The 25,103-nt window shown below is 63.8% G+C and carries 20 protein-coding genes; 6 read left to right on the top strand and 14 right to left on the bottom strand.

The window, feature by feature from the left end:
* Nucleotides 1-15: 15 nt before the first annotated feature.
* The 7 genes from DM807_RS05760 to DM807_RS05730 all read right to left on the bottom strand — a co-directional run bounded on the left by DM807_RS05760 (nucleotide 16) and on the right by DM807_RS05730 (nucleotide 7,979).
* Nucleotides 16-660, bottom strand: a complete 645-nt coding sequence (locus DM807_RS05760; protein ID WP_012270317.1) for an oxidoreductase — start codon at nucleotides 658-660, stop codon at nucleotides 16-18.
* A gap of 27 nt (nucleotides 661-687) precedes the next feature.
* The gene (locus DM807_RS05755) at nucleotides 688-2,421 is read right to left on the bottom strand and encodes a C13 family peptidase (RefSeq protein ID WP_060493808.1); all 1,734 of its coding nucleotides are present in this window, start codon (nucleotides 2,419-2,421) and stop codon (nucleotides 688-690) included.
* A 226-nt stretch (nucleotides 2,422-2,647) separates the two neighbouring features.
* Nucleotides 2,648-3,712, bottom strand: coding sequence for a 2,3-butanediol dehydrogenase (locus DM807_RS05750; RefSeq protein ID WP_223296409.1), 1,065 nt, complete (start codon nucleotides 3,710-3,712; stop codon nucleotides 2,648-2,650).
* A 52-nt stretch (nucleotides 3,713-3,764) separates the two neighbouring features.
* Entirely contained in the window at nucleotides 3,765-4,871 is a 1,107-nt protein-coding gene (locus DM807_RS05745; protein ID WP_012270320.1) for an acetoin dehydrogenase dihydrolipoyllysine-residue acetyltransferase subunit, read from the bottom strand.
* A complete protein-coding gene (locus DM807_RS05740; protein WP_012270321.1) occupies nucleotides 4,868-5,890 on the bottom strand; it encodes an alpha-ketoacid dehydrogenase subunit beta in 1,023 nt (340 codons plus the stop codon). The genes DM807_RS05745 and DM807_RS05740 overlap by 4 nt, the downstream gene beginning before the upstream one ends.
* A 33-nt stretch (nucleotides 5,891-5,923) precedes the next feature.
* Nucleotides 5,924-6,901 carry a thiamine pyrophosphate-dependent dehydrogenase E1 component subunit alpha gene (locus DM807_RS05735; RefSeq protein WP_179027153.1) on the bottom strand — a complete coding sequence of 326 codons (978 nt, stop codon included), beginning with the start codon at nucleotides 6,899-6,901 and terminating at the stop codon, nucleotides 5,924-5,926.
* A gap of 22 nt (nucleotides 6,902-6,923) precedes the next feature.
* The gene (locus DM807_RS05730; RefSeq protein ID WP_069942875.1) at nucleotides 6,924-7,979 is read right to left on the bottom strand and encodes an ATP-NAD kinase family protein; all 1,056 of its coding nucleotides are present in this window, start codon (nucleotides 7,977-7,979) and stop codon (nucleotides 6,924-6,926) included.
* A gap of 283 nt (nucleotides 7,980-8,262) precedes the next feature.
* On the opposite strand from DM807_RS05730, the gene DM807_RS05725 reads away from it, so the two are divergent.
* Complete coding sequence (locus DM807_RS05725) at nucleotides 8,263-10,116, top strand: sigma-54-dependent Fis family transcriptional regulator (RefSeq protein ID WP_179027152.1); 1,854 nt, start codon at nucleotides 8,263-8,265, stop codon at nucleotides 10,114-10,116.
* A gap of 90 nt (nucleotides 10,117-10,206) precedes the next feature.
* On the opposite strand, the gene accC is transcribed toward DM807_RS05725, so the two are convergent.
* The 6 genes from accC to DM807_RS05695 form a co-directional block, all read right to left on the bottom strand.
* Nucleotides 10,207-11,562 carry an acetyl-CoA carboxylase biotin carboxylase subunit gene (gene accC / locus DM807_RS05720; protein WP_012270325.1) on the bottom strand — a complete coding sequence of 452 codons (1,356 nt, stop codon included), beginning with the start codon at nucleotides 11,560-11,562 and terminating at the stop codon, nucleotides 10,207-10,209.
* A gap of 17 nt (nucleotides 11,563-11,579) precedes the next feature.
* Entirely contained in the window at nucleotides 11,580-12,041 is a 462-nt protein-coding gene (accB, locus tag DM807_RS05715) for an acetyl-CoA carboxylase biotin carboxyl carrier protein (protein ID WP_012270326.1), read from the bottom strand.
* Between the two features lie 99 nt (nucleotides 12,042-12,140).
* Nucleotides 12,141-12,596: a type II 3-dehydroquinate dehydratase gene (gene aroQ, locus DM807_RS05710; RefSeq protein ID WP_003255330.1), complete on the bottom strand. Its 456-nt coding sequence runs from the start codon at nucleotides 12,594-12,596 to the stop codon at nucleotides 12,141-12,143.
* Between the two features lie 179 nt (nucleotides 12,597-12,775).
* On the bottom strand, nucleotides 12,776-14,548 hold the full coding sequence (locus DM807_RS05705) for a protein-disulfide reductase DsbD (RefSeq protein WP_179027151.1): 1,773 nt from the start codon (nucleotides 14,546-14,548) through the stop codon (nucleotides 12,776-12,778).
* A gap of 341 nt (nucleotides 14,549-14,889) precedes the next feature.
* Entirely contained in the window at nucleotides 14,890-16,443 is a 1,554-nt protein-coding gene (locus DM807_RS05700; protein WP_425326923.1) for a methyl-accepting chemotaxis protein, read from the bottom strand.
* Nucleotides 16,444-16,975: 532 nt separating this feature from the next.
* Nucleotides 16,976-18,334: a diguanylate cyclase gene (locus DM807_RS05695; RefSeq protein WP_012270329.1), complete on the bottom strand. Its 1,359-nt coding sequence runs from the start codon at nucleotides 18,332-18,334 to the stop codon at nucleotides 16,976-16,978.
* A 248-nt stretch (nucleotides 18,335-18,582) separates the two neighbouring features.
* Here DM807_RS05695 and DM807_RS05690 point away from each other — a divergent pair, with 248 nt between their 5' ends.
* The 5 genes from DM807_RS05690 (at nucleotide 18,583) to DM807_RS05670 (ending at nucleotide 23,620) form a co-directional block, all read left to right on the top strand.
* Nucleotides 18,583-19,650, top strand: a complete 1,068-nt coding sequence (locus DM807_RS05690; protein ID WP_012270330.1) for a DUF2333 family protein — start codon at nucleotides 18,583-18,585, stop codon at nucleotides 19,648-19,650.
* A gap of 2 nt (nucleotides 19,651-19,652) precedes the next feature.
* Entirely contained in the window at nucleotides 19,653-20,189 is a 537-nt protein-coding gene (locus DM807_RS05685) for an NUDIX hydrolase (protein WP_012270331.1), read from the top strand.
* 327 nt (nucleotides 20,190-20,516) lie between these two features.
* The gene (locus DM807_RS05680; protein WP_179027149.1) at nucleotides 20,517-20,888 is read left to right on the top strand and encodes a translation initiation factor Sui1; all 372 of its coding nucleotides are present in this window, start codon (nucleotides 20,517-20,519) and stop codon (nucleotides 20,886-20,888) included.
* Nucleotides 20,889-21,039: 151 nt separating this feature from the next.
* Nucleotides 21,040-22,953, top strand: coding sequence for an arginine decarboxylase (gene speA / locus DM807_RS05675; protein ID WP_012270333.1), 1,914 nt, complete (start codon nucleotides 21,040-21,042; stop codon nucleotides 22,951-22,953).
* Nucleotides 22,954-23,164: 211 nt separating this feature from the next.
* Nucleotides 23,165-23,620 carry an REP-associated tyrosine transposase gene (locus tag DM807_RS05670; RefSeq protein ID WP_179027148.1) on the top strand — a complete coding sequence of 152 codons (456 nt, stop codon included), beginning with the start codon at nucleotides 23,165-23,167 and terminating at the stop codon, nucleotides 23,618-23,620.
* Between the two features lie 88 nt (nucleotides 23,621-23,708).
* Here the strand turns inward: DM807_RS05670 and DM807_RS05665 are convergent, their stop codons facing one another.
* The gene (locus tag DM807_RS05665) at nucleotides 23,709-25,046 is read right to left on the bottom strand and encodes an MATE family efflux transporter (RefSeq protein ID WP_179027147.1); all 1,338 of its coding nucleotides are present in this window, start codon (nucleotides 25,044-25,046) and stop codon (nucleotides 23,709-23,711) included.
* Nucleotides 25,047-25,103: the final 57 nt, after the last annotated feature.

The following is a 25,103-nucleotide window of genomic DNA, read 5'->3' as shown; positions in this document are numbered from 1 at the left end:
CTGGCAGGTAACCCCCTATTTTTTGCCCAGCTTGCGCAATTCATCGGACTCCACAATCCGTATCCCGTCTTCTTCCTCAAGCGCCAGTCGCCACAACGCCCGCGCCAGGGTACACGCCTCGATCCCCCGGTACTTGCCAGGAATCAACCTGGAAAGTGGCGCAACCAGCTGCTCAGTGAGCCGTGGCTCTATCCGCTCGCCCAGCAGGAAGGAGGGCCGCACGATGGTCAGCTGTGGCCAGTCCTGAGCCTTGAGCGCTTCTTCCATCTCGCCCTTGACCCGGTTATAGAAAATTGACGACTTGGGGTCGGCGCCTACTGCACTGACCACCAGCAGATGCCGTGCGCCCATTTCCCTTGCGCGTTTGCTGAACGCCACCACCATGTCCAGGTCCACCGCGCGGAAGGCCGACTCGGAGCCGGCCTGTTTCAACGTGGTGCCCAGGCAGCAATAGGCAATATCGACGCGCCCGGCCAGCTGCGGGAGGAACACCGCCGGGTCGCCCACCGGGTTTTCCAGGTGTGGGTGCTCGGCCAGTGGCCGGCGGGTGGGCGCCAATACGCGGGTAATGGTGGGCTCGTTGAGCAGGCGGTCCAGCAGGTGTTCACCCGTCAGGCCCGTGGCACCGGCAAGCAGGACATGCTGAGGCGTCAAATACATGATGTCTCTCCCTTGTTACACACAAGCTTAGTGGCTGCGGGGCGTTTTTGCCTGCTCCCCCACGGCGGCCTGTGCGGCATTACGCAAAGCTTCTTCGGCCTGTTGGCGGCGCAGGTGCTGCCAGTGTTCAAGCACGGCTGGCGGCGCCCATAGCTGCGGTTCAGAGGCTTCGAAGCCTTCCCTTTGTTCTCGTTCGGCAACGCTGGCGCGCGCCAGTTCAAACGCCTGTTTCAGGTCGTCGGTCTGGTTCAGCGCTTCGGCGAACAAGGCATCGCCAAAGTAGGTGAAGTCGGCCTCTTCCGAGCAGCCGAAGGAGACGCGGTCGGCCCGGGCGGCGGTCATGATCAGCGTGCGCTCATCTTTGAGAGGGGCGATATAGCCCCCTGAATAGCAGGCGGATATGACGATTACCTTGTCGCGGTCCTTCAACGGCGCCAGGGCGGTGGCCAGCTCGTCGGCGGACAGGTCGGCCAGCTGCAGGCGCGGCTGGTCGAGCACCAACTGGTGGTCCTGGCTGCCATGGCTGGTGAGGTAGATGAACACCAGGTCTTCGGGGCCGCTGCGTTCGGCCAGCGTGCTGGCGGCACGGGTGAGGTTCTCGCGGGTGGCCATGGGGCGGGTGGCCATATGGTCGCGGTGGTTGACCAGGGTCACCTGGCCACGGGCGCCAAAGCGCACCTTGAGCATGTTGCTGACATAATCGGCTTCACGCAGGAACACGCTCTGCTGGCCATCGCCGGCCACCACCAGGCTGTACAGCTGGATCGGGGGCGCCGAGCGCGGCACCCTGGCCAGCGCTTCTTCCAGCAGCCGGCCCTGGTTGAGCAGTGCCAGGTCCAGTGGGTCGGGCAGCAGCTTGCCCTTCTGGTCACGCACGCGCACGCCATTTGCCCACACGCCGCTTTCAACCTTGCCGCTGGGCAGGATCAATCGGCCATGGCCATGGTAGGCATCATTGAGGAAGCCGCCGATGTACTGGCTGCCGTCGGCCAGTTGCAGGCTGCCTTGGCCCGATAGGCGCCAATCGGCGAACTCGCCTTTGTAGTGGCTGCCATCGCTGCCCAGCAGTTCGCCTTCACCCACCAGCGAGCCATCCTTGAATTCACCGATCCATACATCGCCATCGGCATTTTCGTAGCGGCCACGGCCCTCCAGGCGGTTGTCCTTGAACTCACCGATGTACTGCTCGCCGTCAACGCTGTCGAAGGTGCCGCTGCCTTGTAACTGGCCGTTGATGAAGTGGCCGCTGAACTGGTTGCCGCTGGCGTCGCTGCGCACGCCGGCACCGTTGGGCTTGCCCTTGGCGAACAGGCCCTGGTAGCGGCTGCCGTCGGCCAGTTCCAGCTCGCCCGCGCCGTCGTAGAGGTCGTCCTTGAACTGGCCGCGGTAGGTCTGGTCGGCCTGCTTGAGGGTGCCTTCGCCGTCGCGACGGCCATGCTTGAACGTGCCGCCATAGTGGCTGCCCGGGGTGGTCAAATCGCCCAGGCCCTGGAACAGCCCCTCGGCGAACTGGCCACGGTACACCTCGCCGTTCTGGCCATGCCATTCGCCCTGGCCGTGCCACTGGCCATCCTTGAAGCTGCCGGCGTACCAGCTGCCGTTGGGGTAGTCGATCCGGCCCTCACCCTGCAGCAGGCCATCGACCACCTGCCCCCGGTAACGCCCGCCGTCAGGCAGGCGCGCGTCTGGCGGAAGCAGCGATTCGCCATCGCCACAGGCGGCGAGCAGCAGGACCAGGGTAATGGGGAGCAGTGGACGCATGGCGAGGACCGGGCAATAGGTCTGCCGAGTATGACGCAGAATGGGATCCTGAGACAGGGAGCGCAAGGCTTGTACGGCCCCTAAAGCTCACGCGGTACCTGTGGGAGCGGCTTTGGCCGCGAACACCGGCGAAGCCGGTGCCATGCACCGCGTCGCATTCTTCGCGGGTAAACCCGCTCCCACAGGGATTGGTGCCATATGCAAGTGTTTGCCCCAACCAATGGCTTCAGCGCACGCCCGGTGAAACGATGATCTTCACGTTCTCTTCCTTGTTGTTCACCAGTTCCTCGAAGCCCAGCTCGACAATCTGCTCCAGCCCGATCCGCCCGGTCACCAAGGGGCGAATATCCAGTCGTCCATCAGCGATAAAGGCAATCACATCGGCAAATTCACCGTTGTACGCCAACGCCCCCAGCACCTGCTTCTCGGTGGACACCAGTTCGAAAAAGTTGAACTCGCTAGGCTCTTCGAAAATGCCCACCAGCACACACTTGCCCGCCTTGCGGATGGTGTCGATGGCCAACTTGGCCGTGTGCTTGTTGCCGATGCACTCAAAGCTCACATCCGCCCCCAACCCGGCAGTGAGTGCGCGGATTTGCGCCAGGGCATCGCACTGGCTGGGGTCCAGCACCACGCTGGCACCGACTTCCTTGGCTTTGGCCTTGCGCGCCGAGGACATCTCAAGGGCAATGACCTGCGCTGCTCCCGCAGCCTTGGCGCACATGATGGTACACAGGCCAATGGTACCAGCACCCACCACCACCACGGTTTGGCCGAGCAGGCTGCCCGCCTTTTTCACTGCATGCATGCCCACTGCCAGCGGCTCGATCAGTGCCCCGGCTTCAGCAGGGAAGCCCTGCGGCAGCCGGTAGAGCAGGTTGGCAGGCACGTTGACCAACTCGGCGAAGGCGCCGTTGTTCATCAGGCCGGTGAAGGCCAGGCGCTCGCAGATGTTGTACAGGCCGTGGGTGCAGTAGTAGCAGGTGCCGCAATGCTGGCAGGCGTCTGCGGCCACCGGGTCGCCGACCGCAAAGCCTTCCACGCCTTCACCCAGCTTGGCGATCTGGCCGCAGAATTCGTGGCCGAGGATGCACTGGCCCTGAATGCCAGTCAGTGGGTGCGGGGCCTCCACCGGGATGAATACCGGGCCGGCGACGTATTCGTGCAGGTCGGAGCCGCAGATGCCGCACCAGTCCACCTTGATCTGTACCCAGCCCGGCGCAGGGTCGGCTGGCAGGGGTACCTGTTCGACGCGAATATCGTTGCGGCCATGCCAGACGGCGGCGCGCATATGGGTGTGGCTCAGGTCGTTCATTGTTGTTCTCCAGGCTCACGGAAAGGGCTTAGTGCTTGCGCAGGAACGCGAGCAGTTGCTGGTTGACCTGTTCAGCCGCTTCCATCTGCACCATATGCCCAGCCTCCGGCAGCACCAGTACTTCTGCCTCCAGGCCTTCGGCATGGCTGGCCGGGATGATCGCGTCCTTGCCGCCCCACACCACCAGTGCCGGGTGCTGTCCCAACACCCCGCGCAGGTCGTGGCGCTGCCGGTCGCCGTCGGCGAGGGCCGATGCCAGCTGGCGCAAGGCATCATCAACACCTTCCAGGCGCTTGAACTTGAGCATGTCCTCAAGCATTTGCCGGGTGACCAGCGCCGGGTCGGCAAACAGCTGCACCATTTGTGGTTTAAGCGCATTGCGGTTGGCGGCGCTGACAAAACCTTGCAGGTACTGCCCGTTGATTGCGTCACCCAGCCCGGCACTGGCCACCAGGCTCAGGCTGGCCACCCGCTGCGGCGCCAGGCGCGCCACGTTGAGGCTTACCGCACCGCCCATGGAATGGCCCGCCAGGTGGGCCTTGGCGATGTCCAGGTGGTCGAGCAAGGCCAGCACGGTTTCGCTCAGCTCGTCCAGGTCACCCCGTTGCAGGGCCTTGGCCGACTCGCCGTGCCCCGGCAGGTCCAGGGCGATTACGCGGCGTTCGGCGGCCAGCGCCGGGTGGTTGAACAGCCAGTTGTTGAGGTCGCCGCCAAAACCGTGCACCAGCACCAGCGGCGTGCCGCCTTCGCCCAGCTCGAACCAGCGCAGCAGGCGGCCACCGACTTCCGCCTTCTGCGGGGCCGGCCCTTGTGCCTGATCGGCGCCCCCTTCGGCGACGAACTCGGCCTGGAAGCGTTGCACCAGCGCATCGATTTCTGCTTCTTCGGCTTCGCCTTCCACCACCACTGCCAGTAGCGCGCCGACCGGCAGGGTTTCATCCGGCCTGGCCACCTGGCGGCGCAGTACACCACTGAACGGGGCTTCGACGCTGCTGCTGATCTTGTCGGTCTCGACGTCCAGCACCTCGTCGCCCTTGTTGATTTCGTCACCTTCCTGCTTGAGCCAGGCGTCCACCCGGCCCTCGGTCATCGACAAGCCCCACTTGGGCATGGTCAGGGTATGGATCTGGCTCATGCGGCACTCCTTGCAGCTTCGATCACCTTGCGCACGGCAGTTTCGATCTTCGCCGCGTCAGGGATGTACAGGTCTTCCAGTGCGTCGGAGAACGGCACCGGGGTGTGCGGCGCGGTGACCATTTCGATCGGGCCCTTGAGTGCGCCGAAGGCCTTCTGCGCCACCAGCGCGCTGATGTCGGTGGCCATCGAACAGCGCGGGTTGGCTTCATCGATCACCACCAGCCGGCCGGTCTTCTCCACGCTTTCCAGAATGCTGTCTTCGTCCAGCGGGCTGGTGGTGCGCAAGTCCAGCACCTCGCAGTCGATGCCCTGGCGGGCCAGATTGTTGGCCGCTTCAAGTGCCACGTGGACCATGCGTCCATAGGTCACCAGGGTCACGTCGTCGCCATCGCGCAGGAAGTTGGCTTCGCCGAACGGCACGGTGTACACCTCTTCTGGCACTTCGCCTTGCATGCTGTACAGCAGCTTGTGTTCGCAGAAAATTACCGGGTCGTTGTCACGGATCGCCTGGATCAACAGGCCCTTGGCATCGTAGGGCGAGGACGGACACACCACCTTCAGGCCGGGGATGTGCGTCCATAGCGAGGTGAGCATCTGCGAATGCTGGGCTGCCGCGCGCAGGCCGGCGCCGTACATCGTGCGCATCACCAGCGGGGTGACCGCCTTGCCGCCGAACATGTAGCGGAACTTGGCGGCCTGGTTGAGGATCTGGTCCAGGCAGCAGCCGGCGAAGTCGACGAACATCAGTTCGCACACCGGGCGCAGGCCCTGGGTGGCGGCACCGACCGCGGCGCCGACATAGCCGATTTCCGACAGCGGCGCGTCGAGCACGCGGCCGGGGAATTGGTGGTACAGGCCTTTGGTCACCCCCAGCACGCCACCCCAGGCGTCATCCTCGCCGGGTGCACCGGCACCACCGGCGACGTCTTCGCCGATGATGAACACGGTATTGTCACGGCGCATTTCCTGGGCCAGGGCTTCGTTGATGGCCTGCTGGTAGCTGATCTTTCTTGCCATGGTGGTTCTCCTGTTGTTCTTGTAATCCGCGGCTCAGGGGTAGGCGACGTAGACGTCGGTGAGCAGGTCGGCGGGCTGTGGCTTGGGATCGGATTTGGCGCGGCGCACGGCGTCTTCGATCAGGTCCTCGATGCGCGCGTCGATGGCGTCCAGTTGCTCGGCAGTGAGCAGGCCGGCGCGGGTGGTCTTGTTACGGAACTGCATCAGGCAGTCGCGGGATTCGCGCAGGTTTTTCACTTCATCGGGGGCGCGGTAGGTTTGCGCATCGCCCTCGAAGTGGCCGTAGTAGCGGCTGAGCTTGACCTCGATCAGCGACGGGCCTTGCCCGGAACGTGCGCGCTCGATGGCCGCGCCTGCGGCCTCGTACACGGCAAAGAAGTCGAAGCCGTCGATGGTGACGCCTGGCATTCCAAAGCCAGCAGCGCGGTCGGCGATGTGGTCGCAGGCGACCGACCAGTTGGAGGCGGTGGCCTCGGCGTAGCCGTTGTTTTCGGCCACGAAGATGCACGGCAAGTTCATGATCGACGCCATGTTCATGGCTTCGAACACGGCACCCTCGTTGGAGGCACCATCGCCGAAGAACACCACCGACACGTCGTCACGGCCCTTGAGTTTGGCCGCCAGCGCGGCCCCGGCCACCAGCGGAGCGCCAGCACCGACGATGCCGTTGGCACCGAGCATTCCCTTTTCCAGGTCGGCAATGTGCATCGAGCCGCCCTTGCCGCCGCATACCCCGGTTTTCTTGCCGTAGATCTCGGCCATCATGCCGTACACGTCCACGCCCTTGGCGATACAGTGGCCATGGCCGCGGTGGGTCGAGGCGATGCAGTCGCTGTCGCGCAGGTGGGCCATGACCCCGGCGGCGGAGGCTTCTTCGCCGGCATATAGGTGGACGAAGCCGGGGATCTCGCCCGTGGCGAATTCCACGTGCAGGCGTTCTTCGAAGGCGCGGATGGTGCGCATCACTTCATAGGCATGCAGCAGTTGTTCGGTACTGAGTTGATTGGACATCTTGTTGTTCTCCAGGGTTGTCTCAACACGGGTTTGCAGGGTGCAGCCGGTGGCCGCGCGGGACGGCCAGCAGGTGATGGCGAGCGGCATGCGCCAGTACGGCCTCGACGTCCACGCTGAGCGGGCCTTGGTGGTCGAGGGTGATGGTGGGCGTGTCGTGTTCGGCAAATTCGATTTCACGTTCGCCATCCAGGGCCAGGGTGCCGCTGGCCAGGCTCAGGCGATGGGCGACGCCGGGCGTCAGTGGGCCGCTGGCGGTAATGCCGCAGGCTTGCAGCAGGCCGGGGGCCAGGGGGGCGAGCAGCGCTTGCTCGGCAGCGGGGTTCAGGCGTACCCAGGCGCCGTGCGGGTCCTGGCGCGATACTGGGCACCACAGGCCGCACAAGGCCGACAGGCCGATGGCATGGGGCTCGGCGAAGCAGGCGAAGACCTCGCAGAGGTCCTCGCTGCGGCTGAGCGCGCGGGCACCGATGAAGCGTTGCGGTGACACGGCCACTTCGACCAAGGCCCATTCCGCCAGCTGTTGCTCTGGCACGTTCACCAGCAGGCGCTTGTTGCGGCGCAAGCCGATGCTGGCCGGCACCCGGCCACTGGCGAGCAGGCCGCCGGCCAGGCCCGCGCTGGTGGCTTCGCGCAGTTCGGGGAAGGCGTTGTTGGTACCGGTGGACAGGGTCAGCAGTGGTACGTCACCGGCTTGGGCGGCGACCGCCTTGTGGGTGCCGTCGCCACCCAGCACAGCGATCATCGACACGCCACGCTCGACCATGCGCCGGGTAGCCAGGTGGGTATCGGCCACGGTCTGGGTCAGTGGCAGGTCGAGGATCTCGATGGCCGGCCAGTGCTGATCGTGGGCCCCTGGGCCCTGGCTGGCCTTGAGTACAGCGGCGGCGATGCCGGTCATGTCGCTGGGCAGCAGCACCTGGCCGATGCCGGTGGCGCCGAAGGCTGCGAGCAGGCGTTGAATCGCCGAGGCTTTGTCGGTGCTCGAATAGAGCCCGGCATTGGCGGTCAGGCGGCGTAGGTCGCGGCCAGAGGCAGGGTTGGCAATGATCCCGACAATCGGGGCGGGCAGCGGCATGGCGCACCTCGTATTTTTGTTTGCAAGGGCTTGAGCAAGCGCGGTGCCAGCTTTCTTCGCCTTGGCTGAAGTGGCTGTGCTAGAGGGCTTTGGTCGAGTTATGGCAGGCCTGCACGGCGGCGCCAACGAGACGCCGGGTGCCAGCGCGGGGCTGGCCATGCCGAGACGCTGAGACGCTGCGTCTCAAGCTCGGCAGTAATCACACAGTGCTTGTCGGGGCATGCACAGAGGCGCTTAATGGCCGGACAACGATAAAAACAGCAACGAGAACCGGAGGGCCTGAATGCTTGCCGCGAACTCCCGAGCCCACGTCGACTGCGTCAGCAGGGTGCTGAAGAATGCCGATCGCCTGCCACAGGCGCCGGTTCCTGCGCTGATCCTCGACTCATGGCGCCGCTCCATGGAGCTGTACCGCCTCGACCCTGGGTCCCAGCAGGGGCCGCGTATCCTTTCCCAAAGCCTGCTCAACGAATGCCGCGAACGCGCCGAGCTGTTCCTGCGTATCGCCAGCGATGCCGTGGCACGCCTGCATGAGCGGGTGCGCGGCGCCGACTACTGCGTGCTGCTGACCGACGCCCAGGGGCGCACCATCGATTATCGGGTCGAGTCAGCCATCCGCAACGACTGCCGCAAAGCCGGGCTGTACTTGGGTACCTGCTGGTCAGAGGGCGAGGAGGGCACCTGCGGCGTGGCGGCGGTGCTGACCAGCAAGGCCCCGGTCACGGTGCACAAGCGTGATCACTTTCGCGCCGCCTTCATCGGCCTTACCTGCACTGCCGCACCGGTATTCGACCCGTTGGGCGAGCTTTTGGGTGTGGTGGATGTATCAGCCTTGCAGTCGCCAGACGATCGGCGCAGCCAGCACCTGATCCGGCAACTGGTCGAGCAGACGGCCCGCGAGATCGAAAACGCCTTCTTCATGCACAGTGCCCAGGGCCATTGGGTGATGCGTGCCCATGGCACGCCAGGTTATGTGGAAAGCCAGCCCGATTACCTGCTGGCCTGGGATGCCGATGGCCGCTTGCAGGCCATCAACAGCCTGGCGCGGCAACGCTTGGTGGAGCGCTTGGGGCGTTTGCCCGAGCATATTGGCGAACTGTTCGACCTAGACCAGTTGCGCCGGGTGAGCGCGACTTCAGCCCAGCGCCTGCCCGGCTTGGGTGGTTTGTATGGCCGGGTCAGCGCGCCGCAACGACGCGAGCGCGCGCAGCCGTTGCATCAGGCCCAGGACGCGCGGATCGAGCAGCACCTGCGGTTGGCCACGCGGGTCAAGGACTGCAACCTGGCGGTGCTGGTGCTAGGCGAAACCGGTGCTGGCAAAGAGGTCTTTGCCCGCCAGTTGCACCAGCAAAGCCTGCGCCGCGACGGCCCGTTCGTCACACTGAACTGCGCGGCCATCCCGGAAAGCCTGATCGAGAGCGAGTTGTTCGGCTATGTCGCAGGAGCCTTTACCGGGGCTTCCAGCAAAGGCATGCAGGGGCTGTTGCAGCAGGCCGATGGCGGTACGCTGTTCCTGGACGAAATCGGCGATATGCCGTTGCACCTGCAAACCCGCTTGCTGCGGGTGCTGGCCGAGGGCGAAGTGGCGCCGCTGGGTGCTGCACGGCGCGAGCGGGTGGACATTCAGGTGATCTGTGCCACTCACCGCGACCTGGCAACCATGGTGGCGGACGGGCGTTTTCGTGAGGATCTGTATTTCCGCCTGGCCAATGCCCGGTTCGAGCTGCCGCCGCTGCGTGAGCGCGAGGACCGCTTGGGGTTGATTCACCAGTTGCTGGCCGAAGAAGCCCAGGCCTGTGGAGTGGAGGTGGTACTGGCCGATGCTGCGCTGCAGGCGTTGCTGGTTTATCGCTGGCCGGGCAATTTGCGCCAGCTGCGGCAGGTGTTGCGCTATGCCTGTGCGGTGAGCGAGGGCGGGCAGTTGCACTTGCAGGACCTGCCGCATGAGGTTCGCGGTGACGCGGTTGTTTCGGTTGAAAGCGGCGTATCGTGCCCGGCCCGGCAGTTGCTGCTGGATGCATTGATCCGTCATCGCTGGAAGCCAGCGGATGCGGCGCGGGCTTTGGGGATCTCGCGGGCGACCCTGTATCGACGGGTGCATGAGCATCGTATCGAGATGCCGCGGATGAAGGGGTAGGGCCATTGGGGCCGCATAGCGGCCCCAGATTGTTGCAGGCATAAAAAACCCCGGAACAGGTCCGGGGTTCTGGTACATCACACTACTCGATCAATGCTCGTTGGCCAGCTTGTGTTCGAGGTAGTGAATGTTGACGCCGCCTTTGCAAAAACCTTCATCACGCACCAGGTCGCGGTGCAGCGGGATGTTGGTCTTGATGCCGTCGACGACGATCTCGTCCAGGGCATTGCGCATGCGCGCCATGGCTTCGTCGCGGTCCTTGCCGTAGGTGATCAGCTTGCCGATCAGCGAGTCGTAGTTCGGCGGAACCGAATAACCGCTGTACAGGTGCGAATCGACACGTACGCCATTGCCGCCCGGTGCGTGGAAGTGCTTCACCTTGCCTGGGCTTGGGATGAACTTCTTCGGGTCTTCTGCGTTGATCCGGCACTCCAGCGAGTGGCCACGGATCACCACGTCTTCCTGGCGGAACGACAGCTTGTTGCCAGCGGCGATGCTCAGCATCTCCTTGACGATGTCGATACCGGTAACCATCTCCGACACCGGGTGTTCAACCTGCACGCGGGTGTTCATCTCGATGAAGTAGAAGCGGCCGTTTTCGTACAGGAACTCGAAAGTACCGGCACCACGGTAGCCGATCTCGATGCACGCATCGACGCAGCGCTTGAACACTTCCTGACGGGCTTTTTCGTCGATGCCCGGGGCTGGTGCTTCTTCCAGTACCTTCTGGTGACGGCGCTGCAACGAGCAGTCGCGGTCGCCCAGGTGGATGGCGTTGCCCTGGCCGTCGGACAGCACCTGCACTTCCACGTGACGTGGGTTGGTCAGGAACTTCTCCAGGTAGACCATCGGGTTGCCGAAGGCAGCACCGGCTTCGGTACGGGTGAGCTTGGCCGAGGAAATCAGGTCCTCTTCCTTGTGCACCACGCGCATGCCGCGACCACCACCACCACCGGCGGCTTTGATGATCACCGGGTAGCCGACGTCACGGGCAATCGCCAGGGCGACTTCTTCGTCTTCCGGCAGCGGGCCATCGGAGCCTGGTACGGTCGGTACGCCCGACTTGATCATCGCGTCCTTGGCCGAAACCTTGTCACCCATCAGGCGAATGGTGTCGGCTTTCGGGCCGATGAAGGCGAAGCCGGATTTTTCTACCTGTTCGGCGAAGTCGGCGTTTTCTGCCAGGAAGCCGTAGCCCGGGTGAATCGCGGTGGCGCCGGTGACTTCGGCGGCAGCGATGATTGCCGGGATATGCAGGTAGGAATCCTTGGACGATGCAGGACCGATGCAGACCGACTCGTCTGCCAGGCCCAGGTGCATCAGCTCACGGTCGGCGGTGGAGTGCACAGCGACGGTTTTGATGCCCAGCTCTTTGCAGGCACGCAGGATCCGCAGGGCAATTTCCCCACGGTTGGCGATCAGGACTTTTTCGAGCTTCCCAGACATCGTTGGCTCTCCGCGATTCAAACGACGGTGAACAGCGGCTGGTCGAACTCAACCGGCTGGCCGTCTTCTACCAGGATGGCGTCGATGACACCGCCAACATCGGCTTCGATGTGGTTCATCATCTTCATGGCTTCAACGATGCACAGGGTGTCGCCCTTTTTCACCGTCTGGCCAACTTCAGCGAAGTTAGGCGAGGTCGGCGAAGGCTTGCGGTAGAAGGTGCCGACCATTGGCGAACGGATCACGGTGCCTTTCAGGGCTGGGGCAGCAGCAGCGGCTTCGGCGACAGGGGCGGCGGCGGCAACTGGCGCAGCAACCGGGGCGGCAGCCATCGGTGCTGGTGCGTAGAACTGCTGGGCAGCTGGGGTTTTGCTGTGACGGCTGATACGGACCGACTCTTCGCCTTCCTTGATCTCCAGTTCGTCGATGCCAGACTCTTCCAGCAGCTCGATCAGTTTCTTGACTTTACGGATATCCATTAATCATCAACTCCCAAAGGTTCGGTCAGGGGGCGAAATACAAAAAAACGTATCGGAACGTTTCTCTCGAACCCCGGCCCACTTAGGCCAGGGTTTTCATCATTTGGGCTGTGCGTTGGCAGCCAGTTGTTCCAGCGCGGACTCCAGGGCCAGGCGATAACCGCTGGCGCCCAGGCCGCAGATCACCCCTACGGCAACATCGGAAAAGTAGGAGTGGTGACGGAACGGTTCGCGTTTGTGCACGTTGGACAGGTGCACTTCGATGAATGGGATGCTCACCGCAAGCAATGCGTCACGTAATGCGACGCTTGTGTGGGTGAAAGCAGCCGGATTGATCAGGATGAAGTCCACACCCTCGTTGCGTGCGGCGTGAATGCGGTCGATCAATTCGTATTCGGCATTGCTCTGCAGGTACTGCAGATGGTGGCCTGCGGCGCGGGCACGTTGCTCCAGGTCCTGGTTGATCTGGGCCAGGGTCACGGCGCCGTAATGGCCTGGCTCGCGAGTACCGAGCAGGTTGAGGTTGGGGCCGTGGAGCACCAGTAGCGTTGCCATCTGCGGATTCCTTGGATTTGTAGGGCAATTCGACACAGCGCGGCGAGTGTGCCGTAAAGCGACCGCAAGTGTCCAGTTCCCGGCAATAGCCAGCACGATGTCCGAGATTCGCGCGAAGTATGTGACCAAATAATTAAATCTGGTCACTGATTTCAGGATTTTCCCCGCCTCGCGGGAAGTTATAGACCGGCTTTGCCGCGTACGCGTGCCAGAATTCGTGCAAATTCAGCGGCGTTTATTTCGCCTATCACCCGATCAGCGGTAATTTCGCTGCCGTTCGCTGCAAAGAACAGCAGGGCAGGCGGGCCGAACAGCTGGTAGCGGTCGAGCAGTTTGCGTTGCTCGGCATTGCTTTCGGTGATGTCGAAACGCAGCAGTTTGAAGCCGGTCAACTGTGTCTGCACCTGGGGCGCATTGAGCACCTCATGCTCGATCACCTTGCAACTGATGCACCAGTCGGCGTACCAGTCCAGCAGCACTGGCTGCCCGGCCGCCTTGGCTTGCGCCAAGGCCGCGTCCAATGCGTCAGGCGTGGTGATGGTCTGCCAGGCATCGGCCTTTGCCGTCGGGCTGGCGCCGCTGGCGCCCAGTGTTGCAACTGGCAGCGGTCGCAGTGGGTCGCCCTGGCCACTGAGGGCGCCGTACCAACAGGCCAGCGCGTACACCAGCAAGGCCAGGCCGAGCAGTTGCGCCAGGCGCTGGGGCGCGGTTTTGACGACGAGCTCCAGGGCTCCGAGGAACAGGGCCACGCCAGCAGCGAGGAAGCCGACCAGCAGCAAGGTCACAGGGCCTGGCAGTACACGGCTGAGCAAGCCGATGGCCAGCCCCAGCAGCAGCACGCCGATGGCGTTTTTCACCGTGTTCATCCAAGGGCCGCTTTTCGGCAGCCAGGCTGCGCCACCGGTGGCCACCAGTAGCAACGGTGCGCCCATGCCCAAACCCAGGGCGAACAGCTTGAGCGCGCCGCCCAGGGCATCGCCGCTGGCGCTGATATACAGCAGGGCACCGGCCAGGGGCGCCGAGACGCACGGCGAAACCAGCAGGCTGGAGAGCACACCAAGTATTGCCGCGCCTAGCAGAGAGCCGCCGCGGGTATGGTTGGCGACGTTGTTCAGGCGGTTGCTCAGGGCCTGGGGCAGCTTCAGTTCGAACAGGCCGAACATGGCCAGGGCGAATACCACGAAGAACAGCGCGAAAGGCACCAGCACCCAGGCCGACTGCAGGCGTGCCTGCAGGTTCAGGCCCGCACCGAACAGGCCCATCAGGGCGCCGAGTGCCGCAAAGCTGGCAGCCATAGGCAGCACGTAGGCCAGCGACAGCGACAGCCCGCGTAGCCCGCCAACCTGGCCGCGCAGCACCACGCCAGACAGGATCGGCAGCATCGGCAGGACGCAGGGCGTGAAGGTCAGGCCGACCCCGGCGAGGAAGAACAGCAGCAGCGACTTCCAGTTCCAGGCAGGGGTGGTGGTGGTCGGCGTGTTGCCAAGGCCTTCGCCATCGATGGTCAGGCGTGCGGTTTCCGGTGGGTAGCACAGGCCTTTGTCGGCGCAGCCCTGGTAGCCCACCAGCAAGGTGAAGGCGCGCGGGTCGTTGCGTGGCAGCTCGATGTCGAGCACACCGTGGTACACCTCGACGTCGCCGAAAAACTCATCGTGCTTGGCTTCGCCCTTGGGGATGTTCGGCGTGCCAAGGGCGATATCGGCCGGTTCCGTGCGGAACTGGAAACGGTGGCGGTAGAGGTAATAGCCATCGGTGGCGACGAAACGCAGCTTGATGGTTTGCGCGTCGGCCTGGACCAGGTTGAGCTTGAAGGCTTCGTGCACCGGCAGGAAGTCGGCGTTGTTGGCCAGCGAAGCGGCGCCGAGTGTGGCGCTGGGGCGGTTGTCGAGCAGGCCCGTGGCGAAGGCAGGGCTGGCCAGCAGCAGGAACAGCAGGAAAAACAGGCGGCGCATGGCGGACTCGCGAGGTGGAACGTGCTGGGCATGATAGCGGAGTTGGTGTGGGTTGGGGCCAGTAGTGCCTGCCATGACATATGCGGCGCCTATGAGATCGAGCGCCGCCCGCGCGGCGCATCGCGAGCTGCGCTCGCTCCTACGTTTGTTTCGGGCCAATTATTTCTGTGCGATTTGCGCGCGAACGCCTTGGCGCATGGCGCGATATCGCGTCGTACAAACAAGGCGGTCGCGTGCGCCTGCCACAGGCGTTACTGGCCAATAACAAACGTAGGAGCGAGCGCAGCTCGCGATGCGCCGCGCGGGCGGCGCTCGATCTCACAGGCGCTGAAAGATCCAGGTCAGACTCTGAACGCCCGCACCGCCCGGTTCAGCTCGCCGCCCAGGCTCAGCAAATGCTCGCCTTGCTCACGCCCCTCTCCAATACGCTGCAAGTTGTCCTCACCCAGCTCATGAATCCGCTCGCTGTGGTCACGAATTTCGCTCACCGCGCCGCTCTGCTGCGCCGTGACATCGGCAATCCGCACGGCCGTGTCCGAGATGGTACGAATGGCACAGACAATCTCATCCAGTGCTCCGTCTGCCGCCTGGGCCTGATTGGCCGTGGCCTCGGCATGCTCAAGCTGCGCGCGCATGCCGGCCACCGAGCCTCTGGCCGCCTGCTGCAAGCGGTCGATCAGGGCCTGAATCTCGCCGGTAGCGCCTGTGGTGCGCTGTGCCAACGAGCGCACCTCATCGGCCACCACGGCAAAGCCACGGCCCATCTCACCGGCGCGGGCCGCTTCGATCGCGGCGTTCAGTGCCAGCAGGTTGGTCTGCTCGGCAATCGAGCGGATTACCGTCAGTACGCCGCCGATGGTTGCCGACTCTTCCGCCAACTGCTCAATCATGCGGGCGTTGCCTTGCACTTCATCGACCAGGTCACGCAAGCCCGACAGGCTCTGGCCAATTACGGCCTGGCCTTGCTCCACGGCGCGCCCGGCATCGCGGCTGGCATCGGCGGCGGCGCTCGCATCCCCCGCCACTTGCTGAATGGTCGCCTCCAGTTCACCGAGGGCATCGCGGATCTGCCCGGTATCGCCGGCTTGGCGCTCGGCGCCATCGTGCAGCGCGACGCTCATGCCGGCCAGCGCGTGGCTGCTGCCGGCCACTTGCTCGGCGTTGTGGCGGATGGTGCCGACCAACTCGACCAGGTACTGACGCAGGCGGTTGAGCGACGCCTGGATGTCGTGCAGTTCGCGGTTGGTCTTGCCCAGCGCGATGGCCTGGGCGAAGTCGCCTTCGGCCCAGCGCGACAGAGCCGGGGCCAAGCCGGTCAGGGTGCGGGCCAGGCGCCGCTGCAGGGTGTCGATCAGTAGCGCGATCAGCAGGATCAGGCCGATCATCAGGCCTTGGATGATGCGCACTTCGGCAGCGATTTTTGCATGCTGGCCGCGTACCTCGGGCTCCAGCGCGGCGATGGCCTGCTGCACCGCCTCCAGGCGCTGGCGGGTGCTGGCCGCCAGGGCGACGCGGCGCTCGATTTGTTCGCGGGTGCGTTGCAGCTCGGCCGGGTAGCGGCTGAGCAGGCTTTGCAGTTCGCGCTTCAGGCCTACGGCAATGTCTTCCTGCTGGGCGCTGGCCTGGGACGCCAGGCCCATCATCGCGGCGAAGTCGTCGGCGCCGGATTCGGCCGTGCGGGTTACGCCGAGCAGGGGCAGGCCGTCGACCACCTGGGCCTGGACGCGGATCAGTTGCAGCTCGCGCTCGACTTCGTCGGCCAGCTCCGGGCGGCCGCTGCTGACCAGCTTGTCGCGGGCCAGTGACAGCCGGCCCAGGTGCACGGTGGCGTCGAGCAGTGGCAGCAGGTAACGGTTGGCCTCGGCATTGCCGCTGTCGCGGGCGTAGCCGGCCATTTGTTCAAGGTTCGCCCCCAGCTCCCGCTCGGCTTGCAGCAGCAAGGCTTGTGGGTCGCCGGCCAGCTTGCCAGCGGCCAGCAGTTCATTGGCAGTGAAGGCCTGCAGGCTGTCCAGGCTAGGGCGCAATTGCTCGGCCAGCTCAACGGGCCAGTCGGCCAGGGCGGCCTGCAGCTGCTGGTTGGCTTCCATGGCGGCGGCATGGCGCAGGGCATCGCCGCTGCCCAGGTACGCCTGGATGTTGCGTGCCGCCTGGTTCTGGAACTGTTGGGACAGGCCCAGGTAGCGCTCCATCATCTGGTAGGGGCGCTCCAGGGCCCTCTGCGACCACCACAGGGTTGCGCCCAAGGCGAGGCACACGGTCACCAGCAACAGGGTGTTGAAATTGGTCAGCCACTTCAGGCGCATAGCCGCGAGCTTCCTGGTGAGGGGGAGTGGCGGCTGAAGTTATTGCGATTTTGTGACGCGGTGATGACGGCAAGGGCTTGGCGCCAGAAAAAAGTGGCACAGTGCCGGTACGGTTTTAAGTGACTTAGGGCTCTACACGCACTACGCAATTGCGCCCCGCGTGCTTGGCCCGGTACAGCGCTTCGTCCGCCGCACTGGCCATGGTCAGTGCATCCAGCCCCTCGTCCAGCTGTACGACTCCGGCACTGAAGGTGCACTGCAAATCCCGTGGCTGCGCCGGGTAGAGAATCTCGGCAAAGCGCCGGCGAATTTCGTCCAGTACCCTGTGTGCCGCGTCCAGCGCGGTATTGGGCATGACGATGGCGAACTCTTCGCCACCATAGCGGCCAATGAAATCGGTCTTGCGCAAGCGCTGCTTGAGGAACAACGCCAGACTCTTGATCACCCGATCGCCCATGGGGTGGCCGTGGCGGTCGTTGATCTTCTTGAAGTGGTCGATATCGAGCATGGCAAAGCTCAACGGCTGCTGTTCGCGGCGGGCGCGGAAGCTGCAGTCTTCCAGCAGTTGCAGGATGTGGGTGTGGTTGTACAGCCCGGTCAGGCTGTCGCGCACCATGCGCGCCTTCAAGTGCCGGGCGCGGGCGGCGCGGTTGCGCACGGTGGTGATCAGGTGACGTGAGCGAAAGGGTTTGGTCAAAAAGTCATCACCGCCTTCGCTCATGGCATCCAGCTGCTTGTCCAGGTCGTCCTCGGCTGACAGGTAGATGATCGGCACGCTCACATAACGGTCACTGTGGCGAATCACCTTGGCCAGTTCCGGGCCGGTGCAGGCTGGCATGTACAGGTCGAGGATGATCAGGTCGGGCTGGAAGTCGGCAAGCTCGGCCATGGTACGGATCGGGTCGGTCAGGCTGCGGGTGACCATGCCGGCGCCGGCCAGCACCCGCTCGGTGTACAGGGCCTGGGTGCGCGAGTCGTCGATGATCAGCACGCGCAGCGGGTCGTGCGGGGTGGCATTGGTCAGCAGTTCGACCTTTTCCAGCAGGCTGGAAGCCTCCAGGCTGCCGGTGAGAAAGTCCTGGCCACCGGCGCGTACGGCGGCAAGGCGGGTTGGGGTGTCGGCTTCGTGATGGCTGAAGAACAGCAGCGGAATATGTCGCGCCAACCCTTGCTGCACCTGGGCGGCCAGCTGCAGGCCTTGGCCCGTACCGGTGAAGTCGACATCCATGATGATGGCCGAAGGCGGGTACTCGCAGATCGAGGCGAGAAACGCCGTAGCATTGGGCAGTGCTTGCACCACCAGGCCGAAGAACTCCAGTTGCTGGGCCAAGCGTTGGGCACGCTCATGATCCTGCAGCAGGATGTACACCGGTTTGCGTGGGGGCGGCAGCAGCAGTGGGTCGAGCGGGTCGTCCTTGCGCAGGCCGTTACGCGTCAGCTGTTGCACGGGGCATTGCGGGCTCGGCTCGACTGCTTTGCTCATGTCCTGGCTACTTATAGGTTGGGATGTGCAGGGGCAATGATGGCTCTATGCTAGCAGCTCTTTTCAAGCGCGTGACTGCCCTGCATCAACAAAGCGGCCAGAACGAATATTCAGTTACTGACTGAATGGTCGCTTATGCGTACGGTGGTGTCTGCTTTATAGTGCTGCCACGCGGGCTTGCCGTGGCACCCTGGCGCAGGCCTGTGGTCCAAGCCCCTGAACCGTCGTGACTGATTAAGGACAAAGCCATGCTGGACTGGAAAAACCGCGAGGCCAAAGCCGAGCCCCGTGAGCGTGTCGATGGCCGCGGCGCTGCCGCCCGTAGCTACCTTGGCGGCCTGTGGAGCCGCGCCCTGGGGACCCTGATCGGGTTGTACCTGCTGGTGTGTATCGGCCTTGGCTGGTACTGGAGCCAGGAGCCCGCGCTGTTCCCGGTGCAGCAGAATGCCCAGGCCGCTGCCGAGCGCAATGGCCAGCAAATGGTGGTGGGCTACACCACCCTCGAAACCCTCAAGACCGTTGCCGGCACCTTGCTGAACAAGCCGGGCGGCTACATTTCCAACGACCGCTTCCCGCCAGGGCTGTGGATGGACAACATGCCGAGTTGGGAATATGGCGTGCTGGTCCAGGTACGCGACCTGTCGCGCGCGCTGCGCAAGGACTTCGCCCGGTCGCAGTCGCAGTCCACCGAAGACGCCGACCTGGCCAAGGCCGAGCCGCGATTCAACTTCGACAACAAGAGCTGGATCTTGCCATCGAGCGAGTCGGAGTTCGAAGAGGGCATCAAGTCGCTGTCCCGCTACCAGACTCGCCTGGCTGCTGGCGACAAGGGCGCGATCTTCTACACCCGTGCCGACAACCTGAACAACTGGCTGGGTGACGTGGCCACTCGCCTGGGCTCGCTGTCGCAGCGGCTGTCGGCCAGCGTTGGCCGGGTCAAGCTCAACAGCACGCTGAAGACCGAGTCGGTCGTCGCCGGCCAGGCGCCGCAAGTGGACGAGGAGTTGGTGGAAACCCCGTGGCTGCAGATTGACAACGTGTTCTATGAAGCCCGTGGCCAGGCGTGGGCGCTGTCGCACCTGCTGCGTGCTATCGAGGTGGACTTTGCCGATGTGCTGGCCAAGAAGAACGCCACGGTCAGCGTGCGCCAGATCATCCGCGAGCTGGAAGCCTCGCAAGAGCCGCTGTGGAGCCCAATGGTGCTGAACGGCAGTGGCTTCGGCATGTGGGCCAACCACTCGCTGGTCATGGCCAACTACATTTCCCGGGCCAACGCCGCGGTTATCGACCTGCGTCAGTTGCTGTCGCAGGGTTGATGATGGCTATCAGCCCAACCGAGGCCGCCCACCGTGCGGCTTCCGACCGCGAACTGGTCACCTGGGTGGACGAAGCCGACCAGGTGCTGGGCGCGTTGCCCCGTGCCGAGTTGCGTGAGCGCGGGTTGATCGGGCGTTGCACGTTCATCTTGCTGTTCAACAGTGCCGGTGAGCTGTGTGTGCATCGTCGCACCCTGAGCAAGGCGCTGTACCCAGGCTATTGGGATGTGGCGGCAGGCGGCATGGTCGCGGCCGGGGAGGCGTATGCCGAGTCGGCCGCACGCGAGCTGGCCGAAGAGCTGGGGATTGAAGGTGCGCAGCTGCGTTTCCACGAGCGGTTCTACTTTGACCAGCCGGACAACCGTCTGTGGTGTGCGGTGTATTCGGCGGTGTCCGATGCGCCATTGCGACTGCAGCCGGAAGAGGTGATCGAGGCGCGGTTCATTGGCCTGGAGCAGGCTGAGCAGGAAAGCCTCAGCAAGCCATATTGCCCGGACTCGTTGGCGGCGTTGCAGCGCTACAAGCTTAGCTTGAAATAAAGCAGGGGCCGCTTTGCGGCCCGATCGCGACACAAGGCCGCTCCTACAAGAGGTCGCGTCCCCCGGCCTTGCGCGGTCTCCTGTAGGAGCGGCCTTGTGTCGCGATCGGGCTGCAAAGCAGCCCCAATACGCGAAGGGTCGCAAAACATTCGCAAAATGCCGCAATCCTGTACTTAGCAACGGCTGCATTTATCGTTACACTGCGCGCCCTTTTCGGGCTGTCGCAAGTCTTGCGGCAGTAGCGCCGCCCCTGCCAGAGTGGGGCTTCGCGGTCGGCCTCAACCCCAAGGCACGACCAGTTTTTGTCCTCAGCACAGAGGAACAAAAGTGGCCAAGAAAGCTTCTTCCTTTTCCGCCCTTGGCGGTCTCGTGTATTCCACCGACGCTGGTCGGCACTGCCCTGACTGTGGCCAGCCAGTGGATGTCTGCATCTGCAAGCAGCAAATTATCCCCGAAGGCGACGGCATTGCCCGTGTGCGCCGTGAGAGCAAAGGCCGTGGCGGCAAAACCGTGACCACCGTCACCGGCGTGCCGCTGCCGCCCGACCAGCTCAAAGAGCTGGCGACCACGCTCAAGCGCCGCTGCGGTACCGGCGGCGCTCTGAAGGACGGGGTTATCGAGATCCAGGGCGACCATGTCGAGCTGTTGATCGGCGAGCTGACCAAACAGGGTTTCAAGGCGAAAAAGTCCGGCGGCTGAGGCCATCGCGCGATTTTTTGCCCAGCGCTTTCTAAACTCGTTCCCGTGGCCAGGGTCTATGCCTGAACACGGATGAATCGTCATTTTCAGCTTTTACACTCGCTCCGCTGCCTGCGGGGCAGTGTCTTCGACTTATCTATAGGGGACTTGAATGTCCGTACGACGCACACGCAAAGACGATGGTAGCCAATGGACCGTGGCCGACAGCCGCAGTGTTTATGGCATCCGCCATTGGGGCGCTGGTTATTTCGCCATCAATGAAGCCGGGCGCGTCGAAGTGCGCCCCAACGGCCCCAACAGCGCGCCGATCGACCTGTACGAACAGGTTGACGAACTGCGCCAGAGCGGCCTGTCGCTGCCCTTGCTGGTGCGCTTCCCCGACATTCTGCAGGACCGTGTACGCCAGCTGACTGGTGCGTTCGATGCCAACATCGCGCGCCTGGAGTACCAGAGCCAGTACACCGCGCTGTACCCGATCAAGGTCAACCAGCAGGAAGCGGTGGTGGAAAACATCATCGCCACGCAAAACGTTTCCATTGGCCTGGAAGCCGGCTCCAAACCCGAGCTGCTGGCCGTACTGGCGCTGGCGCCGAAGGGCGGCACCATCGTCTGCAACGGCTACAAGGACCGTGAGTTCATTCGCCTGGCGTTGATGGGCCAGAAGCTCGGCCACAACGTGTTCATCGTCATCGAGAAAGAGTCGGAAGTGGCGCTGGTGATCGAAGAGGCCGCCGAGCTGAAGGTGAAACCGCAGGTCGGCCTGCGCGTGCGCCTGTCGTCGCTGGCTTCGAGCAAGTGGGCCGATACCGGTGGCGAAAAGTCCAAGTTCGGTTTGTCTGCCGCCCAGCTGCTCTCTGTAGTACAGCGCTTCCGCGATGCAGGCCTGGACCAGGGCATTCGCCTGCTGCACTTCCACATGGGGTCGCAGATCGCCAACCTGGCTGACTATCAGCACGGTTTCAAGGAAGCCATCCGTTACTACGGCGAACTGCGTGCGCTGGGCCTGCCGGTCGACCACATCGACGTTGGCGGTGGCCTGGGCGTGGACTACGACGGCACCCACTCGCGCAATGCCAGCTCGATCAACTACGACATGGACGACTACGCCGGCGTGGTGGTGGGCATGCTCAAGGAGTTCTGCGACGCGCAGGGCCTGCCGCACCCGCACATCTTCTCCGAGAGTGGCCGCTCGTTGACAGCGCACCACGCCATGCTGGTGATCCAGGTGACCGACGTCGAGAAACACAACGACGACGTGCCCACCATCGAGAACAAGGAAGCCCTGCCCGAGACCGTGCAGTGGCTGGTCGACCTGCTTGGCCCGACCGATATCGAGATGGTCACCGAGACTTACTGGCGCGCCACCCACTATATGGGTGACGTGGCCGCGCAGTATGCCGATGGCAAGATCAGCCTGGGCGAGAAGGCCCTGGCCGAACAGTGCTATTTTGCCGTCTGCCGCCGCCTGCACAACTCGCTCAAGGCCCGCCAGCGCTCGCACCGTCAGGTGCTGGACGAGCTGAACGACAAGCTGGCCGACAAGTACATCTGCAACTTCTCGGTGTTCCAGAGCCTGCCGGACACCTGGGCCATCGGCCAGGTACTGCCGATCATCCCGCTGCACCGCCTGGACGAAGAGCCGATGCGACGTGCGGTATTGCAGGACCTGACCTGCGACTCCGACGGCAAGATCAACCAGTACGTTGATGAGCAGAGCATCGAGACCAGCATGCCGGTGCATGCGCTGAAGGAGGGCGAGGACTACCTGCTGGGCGTGTTCCTGGTCGGTGCCTACCAGGAAATCCTGGGCGATATGCACAACCTGTTCGGTGACACCGACTCGGTGAACATCTACCAGAATGCCGACGGCAGCGTGTACCACGCCGGTATCGAGACCCACGACACCATCGAGGACATGCTGCGCTACGTGCACCTGTCGCCGGAGGAGTTGATGACGCATTACCGCGACAAGGTGGCCAGCGCCAAGATCACCGCACGTGAGCGTACCCAGTTCCTGGATGCCTTGCGTCTTGGGTTGACCCGGTCTTCGTACTTGTCGTCGTAACCGCCGGGGCTGCTTTGCGGCCCATCGCGACACAAGGCCGTTCCTACAGCGGATCGCGCAGTAATTGCCATACGCGATTTCCCTGTAGGAGCGGCCTTGCGTCGCGAACTGAGGGCGCAGCCCTCACGGCGTCATACCCGGTAATGATCCGCCTACGCCATCCCTTATTGCGACACCTATCCTGCGAATGCAATGTTCAAAGGAATTCGACATGGACCGTCACGGCAATCATCGCTTGCGCCAAGGGCGCTTTTCAGAGTCAGGCAGGCTTTATCTGCTAACTACCGTTACCCGCCAACGGCGCCCGCTGTTCCAGAACCTCTGGTTTGCACGAGCGGCCATTAATCAATTGCGCCTGAGTGATCATGAAGGTAGTTGCCGTACGTTGGCTTGGGTTCTGATGCCAGACCATCTGCATTGGTTGATCGAGCTTGGGCCTACCAGCCTGGACAAACTCATGTGTGCTTTCAAGTCACGCAGCAGTTGTGCGCTTTACCGTATAGGTGCCGAGCGAAAGCACATCTGGCAGCCTGGCTTTTATGACCGGGCATTGCGCAAGGATGAGGATGTAAGGGCTGCTGCCCGCTACCTCATCGCCAACCCGATTCGGGCGGGTCTGGTTCGACGAGCGGGCGAGTACCCACATTGGAATTGTGTGTGGCTGTGAGCCGGCAGGTGAGGGCTTCGCCCTCATTTCGCGACACAAGGCCGCTCCTACAGGGATCACGATACCGAGCCGTTCCGCGATCCCGGCATTACCGAACCCACTCACCTTTCTGCTGCAACCGCCACCCCACCCACCCCAGCGTCACCGCCCGCAACCCCATGAACCCGAGAAACGCCAACCATAGCCCATGGTTGCCGAACCCGCTCATGGCCACCGCCACCGGCAGTGCAATCAGTACCGACACCACCATCGCATTGCGCATCTCCCGCGCCCGCGTCGCACCGATGAACAACCCATCCAGCAAGTAACTCCACACTGCAATCAACGGCAGTACCGCCAGGTAGGGCAAATACGGATAGGCCGCATTGCGCACGCTTTCGATGTCGGTCTGCAGGTCGATGAACAAGTGCCCGCCCAGCAGGAACAACCCGGCAAACCCCAAACTGGTGATCAGCGACCAGCCACAGGCCACCACCAACGAACGGCGCAAGGTGTCGCGGTCGCGGGCACCAATGGCATGGCCGCACAGGGCCTCGACCGCATGCGCCAGCCCGTCGAGGGCATAGGCCGTCAGCAGCAGGCCATTGAGCAGCAGGGCGTTGGCCGCCACCGTGGCCTCACCCAGGCGCGCCCCCTGCACAGTAATCAGCAGGAACACCAGTTGCAGCGCCAGGCTGCGAAGGAAAATATCGCGGTTGACCGCCAGCAGCGGGCGCCAGGCCTGCCAGCGTTCGAGCGCTGCCCAGGCGATCTGCCCCGGGTAGGCACGCAGTGCCGGGCGGGTCAGGGCCAGGCCGAGCAGCGCGGCGCTCCATTCGGCAATGACCGAAGCCCGTGCCGACCCCAGTACGCCCCAATCCAGGCCCAGCACGAACCACAGGTTCAGGACGATGTTCAGCAGGTTGGTGGTCAGCAGGATGGCCAGTGGCGCCCGAGCGTTCTGGGTGCCCAGAAACCAGCCAACCAGCGCATAGCTGGCAAGCGCCGCAGGCAGGCCAAGCAGGCGGGTATGGAAGAAGTCTTCGGTGGATTGCTGCAGGGCTGCACTGGGTTGCATCGCATGCAGTGCCAGCTGGCTGAACGGCAGAGCCAGCAGGCCGATCATCAGGGCGAAACCGACCGCCAAAAGCAGCCCTTGTACCAGCACCTGGCGCAACGCGGCGCCGTCGCCACGGCCAGCGGCCTGTGCGGCGAAGCCAGTGGAGCCCATGCGCAGGAAGCCCATCAGGCCAACCATGAAGGTGAACAAAGTGGCGCCCACGGCCACGGCGCCTAGCTGGTGGGCGTGGGGGAGGTGGCCGATGACGGTGCTGTCGACCAGCGCCACCAGCGGTACGGAGATGTTGGACAAGATCATCGGTGCGGCCAGCGCCCAGACCTTGTGGTGGGTAGGGCGGTGGCGCCAGTCGGCGGAGAGTTGGGACATTTGCTTACCAAGGGGCTTGGGGCCGCTGTACGCCCCTTTAACGAAGGCCACAGTGTA

This window comes from Pseudomonas hunanensis (assembly GCF_013393325.1).
Classification (GTDB): domain Bacteria; phylum Pseudomonadota; class Gammaproteobacteria; order Pseudomonadales; family Pseudomonadaceae; genus Aquipseudomonas; species Aquipseudomonas putida_P.
The sequence above is the reverse complement of the archived record's forward strand: the minus strand, read 5'-3'. Positions and strand labels throughout refer to the sequence as shown.

Bases quoted from the DNA above. Each gene is read 5' to 3' on its own strand.
- DM807_RS05760 (WP_012270317.1), bottom strand. From the start codon at position 660: ATGTATTTGACGCCTCAGCATGTCCTGCTTGCCGGTGCCACGGGCCTG.
- aroQ (WP_003255330.1), bottom strand. From the start codon at position 12,596: ATGGCAACGCTACTGGTGCTCCACGGCCCCAACCTCAACCTGCTCGGT.
- DM807_RS05705 (WP_179027151.1), bottom strand. From the start codon at position 14,548: ATGCGCCGCCTGTTTTTCCTGCTGTTCCTGCTGCTGGCCAGCCCTGCC.
- DM807_RS05735 (WP_179027153.1), bottom strand. From the start codon at position 6,901: ATGTCCAATCAACTCAGTACCGAACAACTGCTGCATGCCTATGAAGTG.
- DM807_RS05685 (WP_012270331.1), top strand. From the start codon at position 19,653: ATGGCTATCAGCCCAACCGAGGCCGCCCACCGTGCGGCTTCCGACCGC.
- DM807_RS05755 (WP_060493808.1), bottom strand. From the start codon at position 2,421: ATGCGTCCACTGCTCCCCATTACCCTGGTCCTGCTGCTCGCCGCCTGT.
- DM807_RS05665 (WP_179027147.1), bottom strand. From the start codon at position 25,046: ATGTCCCAACTCTCCGCCGACTGGCGCCACCGCCCTACCCACCACAAG.
- DM807_RS05700 (WP_425326923.1), bottom strand. From the start codon at position 16,443: ATGGCCGGCTACGCCCGCGACAGCGGCAATGCCGAGGCCAACCGTTAC.
- accB (WP_012270326.1), bottom strand. From the start codon at position 12,041: ATGGATATCCGTAAAGTCAAGAAACTGATCGAGCTGCTGGAAGAGTCT.
- DM807_RS05750 (WP_223296409.1), bottom strand. From the start codon at position 3,712: ATGCGCGCCGCCGTCTGGCATGGCCGCAACGATATTCGCGTCGAACAG.
- DM807_RS05690 (WP_012270330.1), top strand. From the start codon at position 18,583: ATGCTGGACTGGAAAAACCGCGAGGCCAAAGCCGAGCCCCGTGAGCGT.
- accC (WP_012270325.1), bottom strand. From the start codon at position 11,562: ATGTCTGGGAAGCTCGAAAAAGTCCTGATCGCCAACCGTGGGGAAATT.
- DM807_RS05740 (WP_012270321.1), bottom strand. From the start codon at position 5,890: ATGGCAAGAAAGATCAGCTACCAGCAGGCCATCAACGAAGCCCTGGCC.
- DM807_RS05745 (WP_012270320.1), bottom strand. From the start codon at position 4,871: ATGAGCCAGATCCATACCCTGACCATGCCCAAGTGGGGCTTGTCGATG.
- DM807_RS05725 (WP_179027152.1), top strand. From the start codon at position 8,263: ATGCTTGCCGCGAACTCCCGAGCCCACGTCGACTGCGTCAGCAGGGTG.
- DM807_RS05730 (WP_069942875.1), bottom strand. From the start codon at position 7,979: ATGCCGCTGCCCGCCCCGATTGTCGGGATCATTGCCAACCCTGCCTCT.
- DM807_RS05695 (WP_012270329.1), bottom strand. From the start codon at position 18,334: ATGAGCAAAGCAGTCGAGCCGAGCCCGCAATGCCCCGTGCAACAGCTG.
- DM807_RS05670 (WP_179027148.1), top strand. From the start codon at position 23,165: ATGGACCGTCACGGCAATCATCGCTTGCGCCAAGGGCGCTTTTCAGAG.
- speA (WP_012270333.1), top strand. From the start codon at position 21,040: ATGTCCGTACGACGCACACGCAAAGACGATGGTAGCCAATGGACCGTG.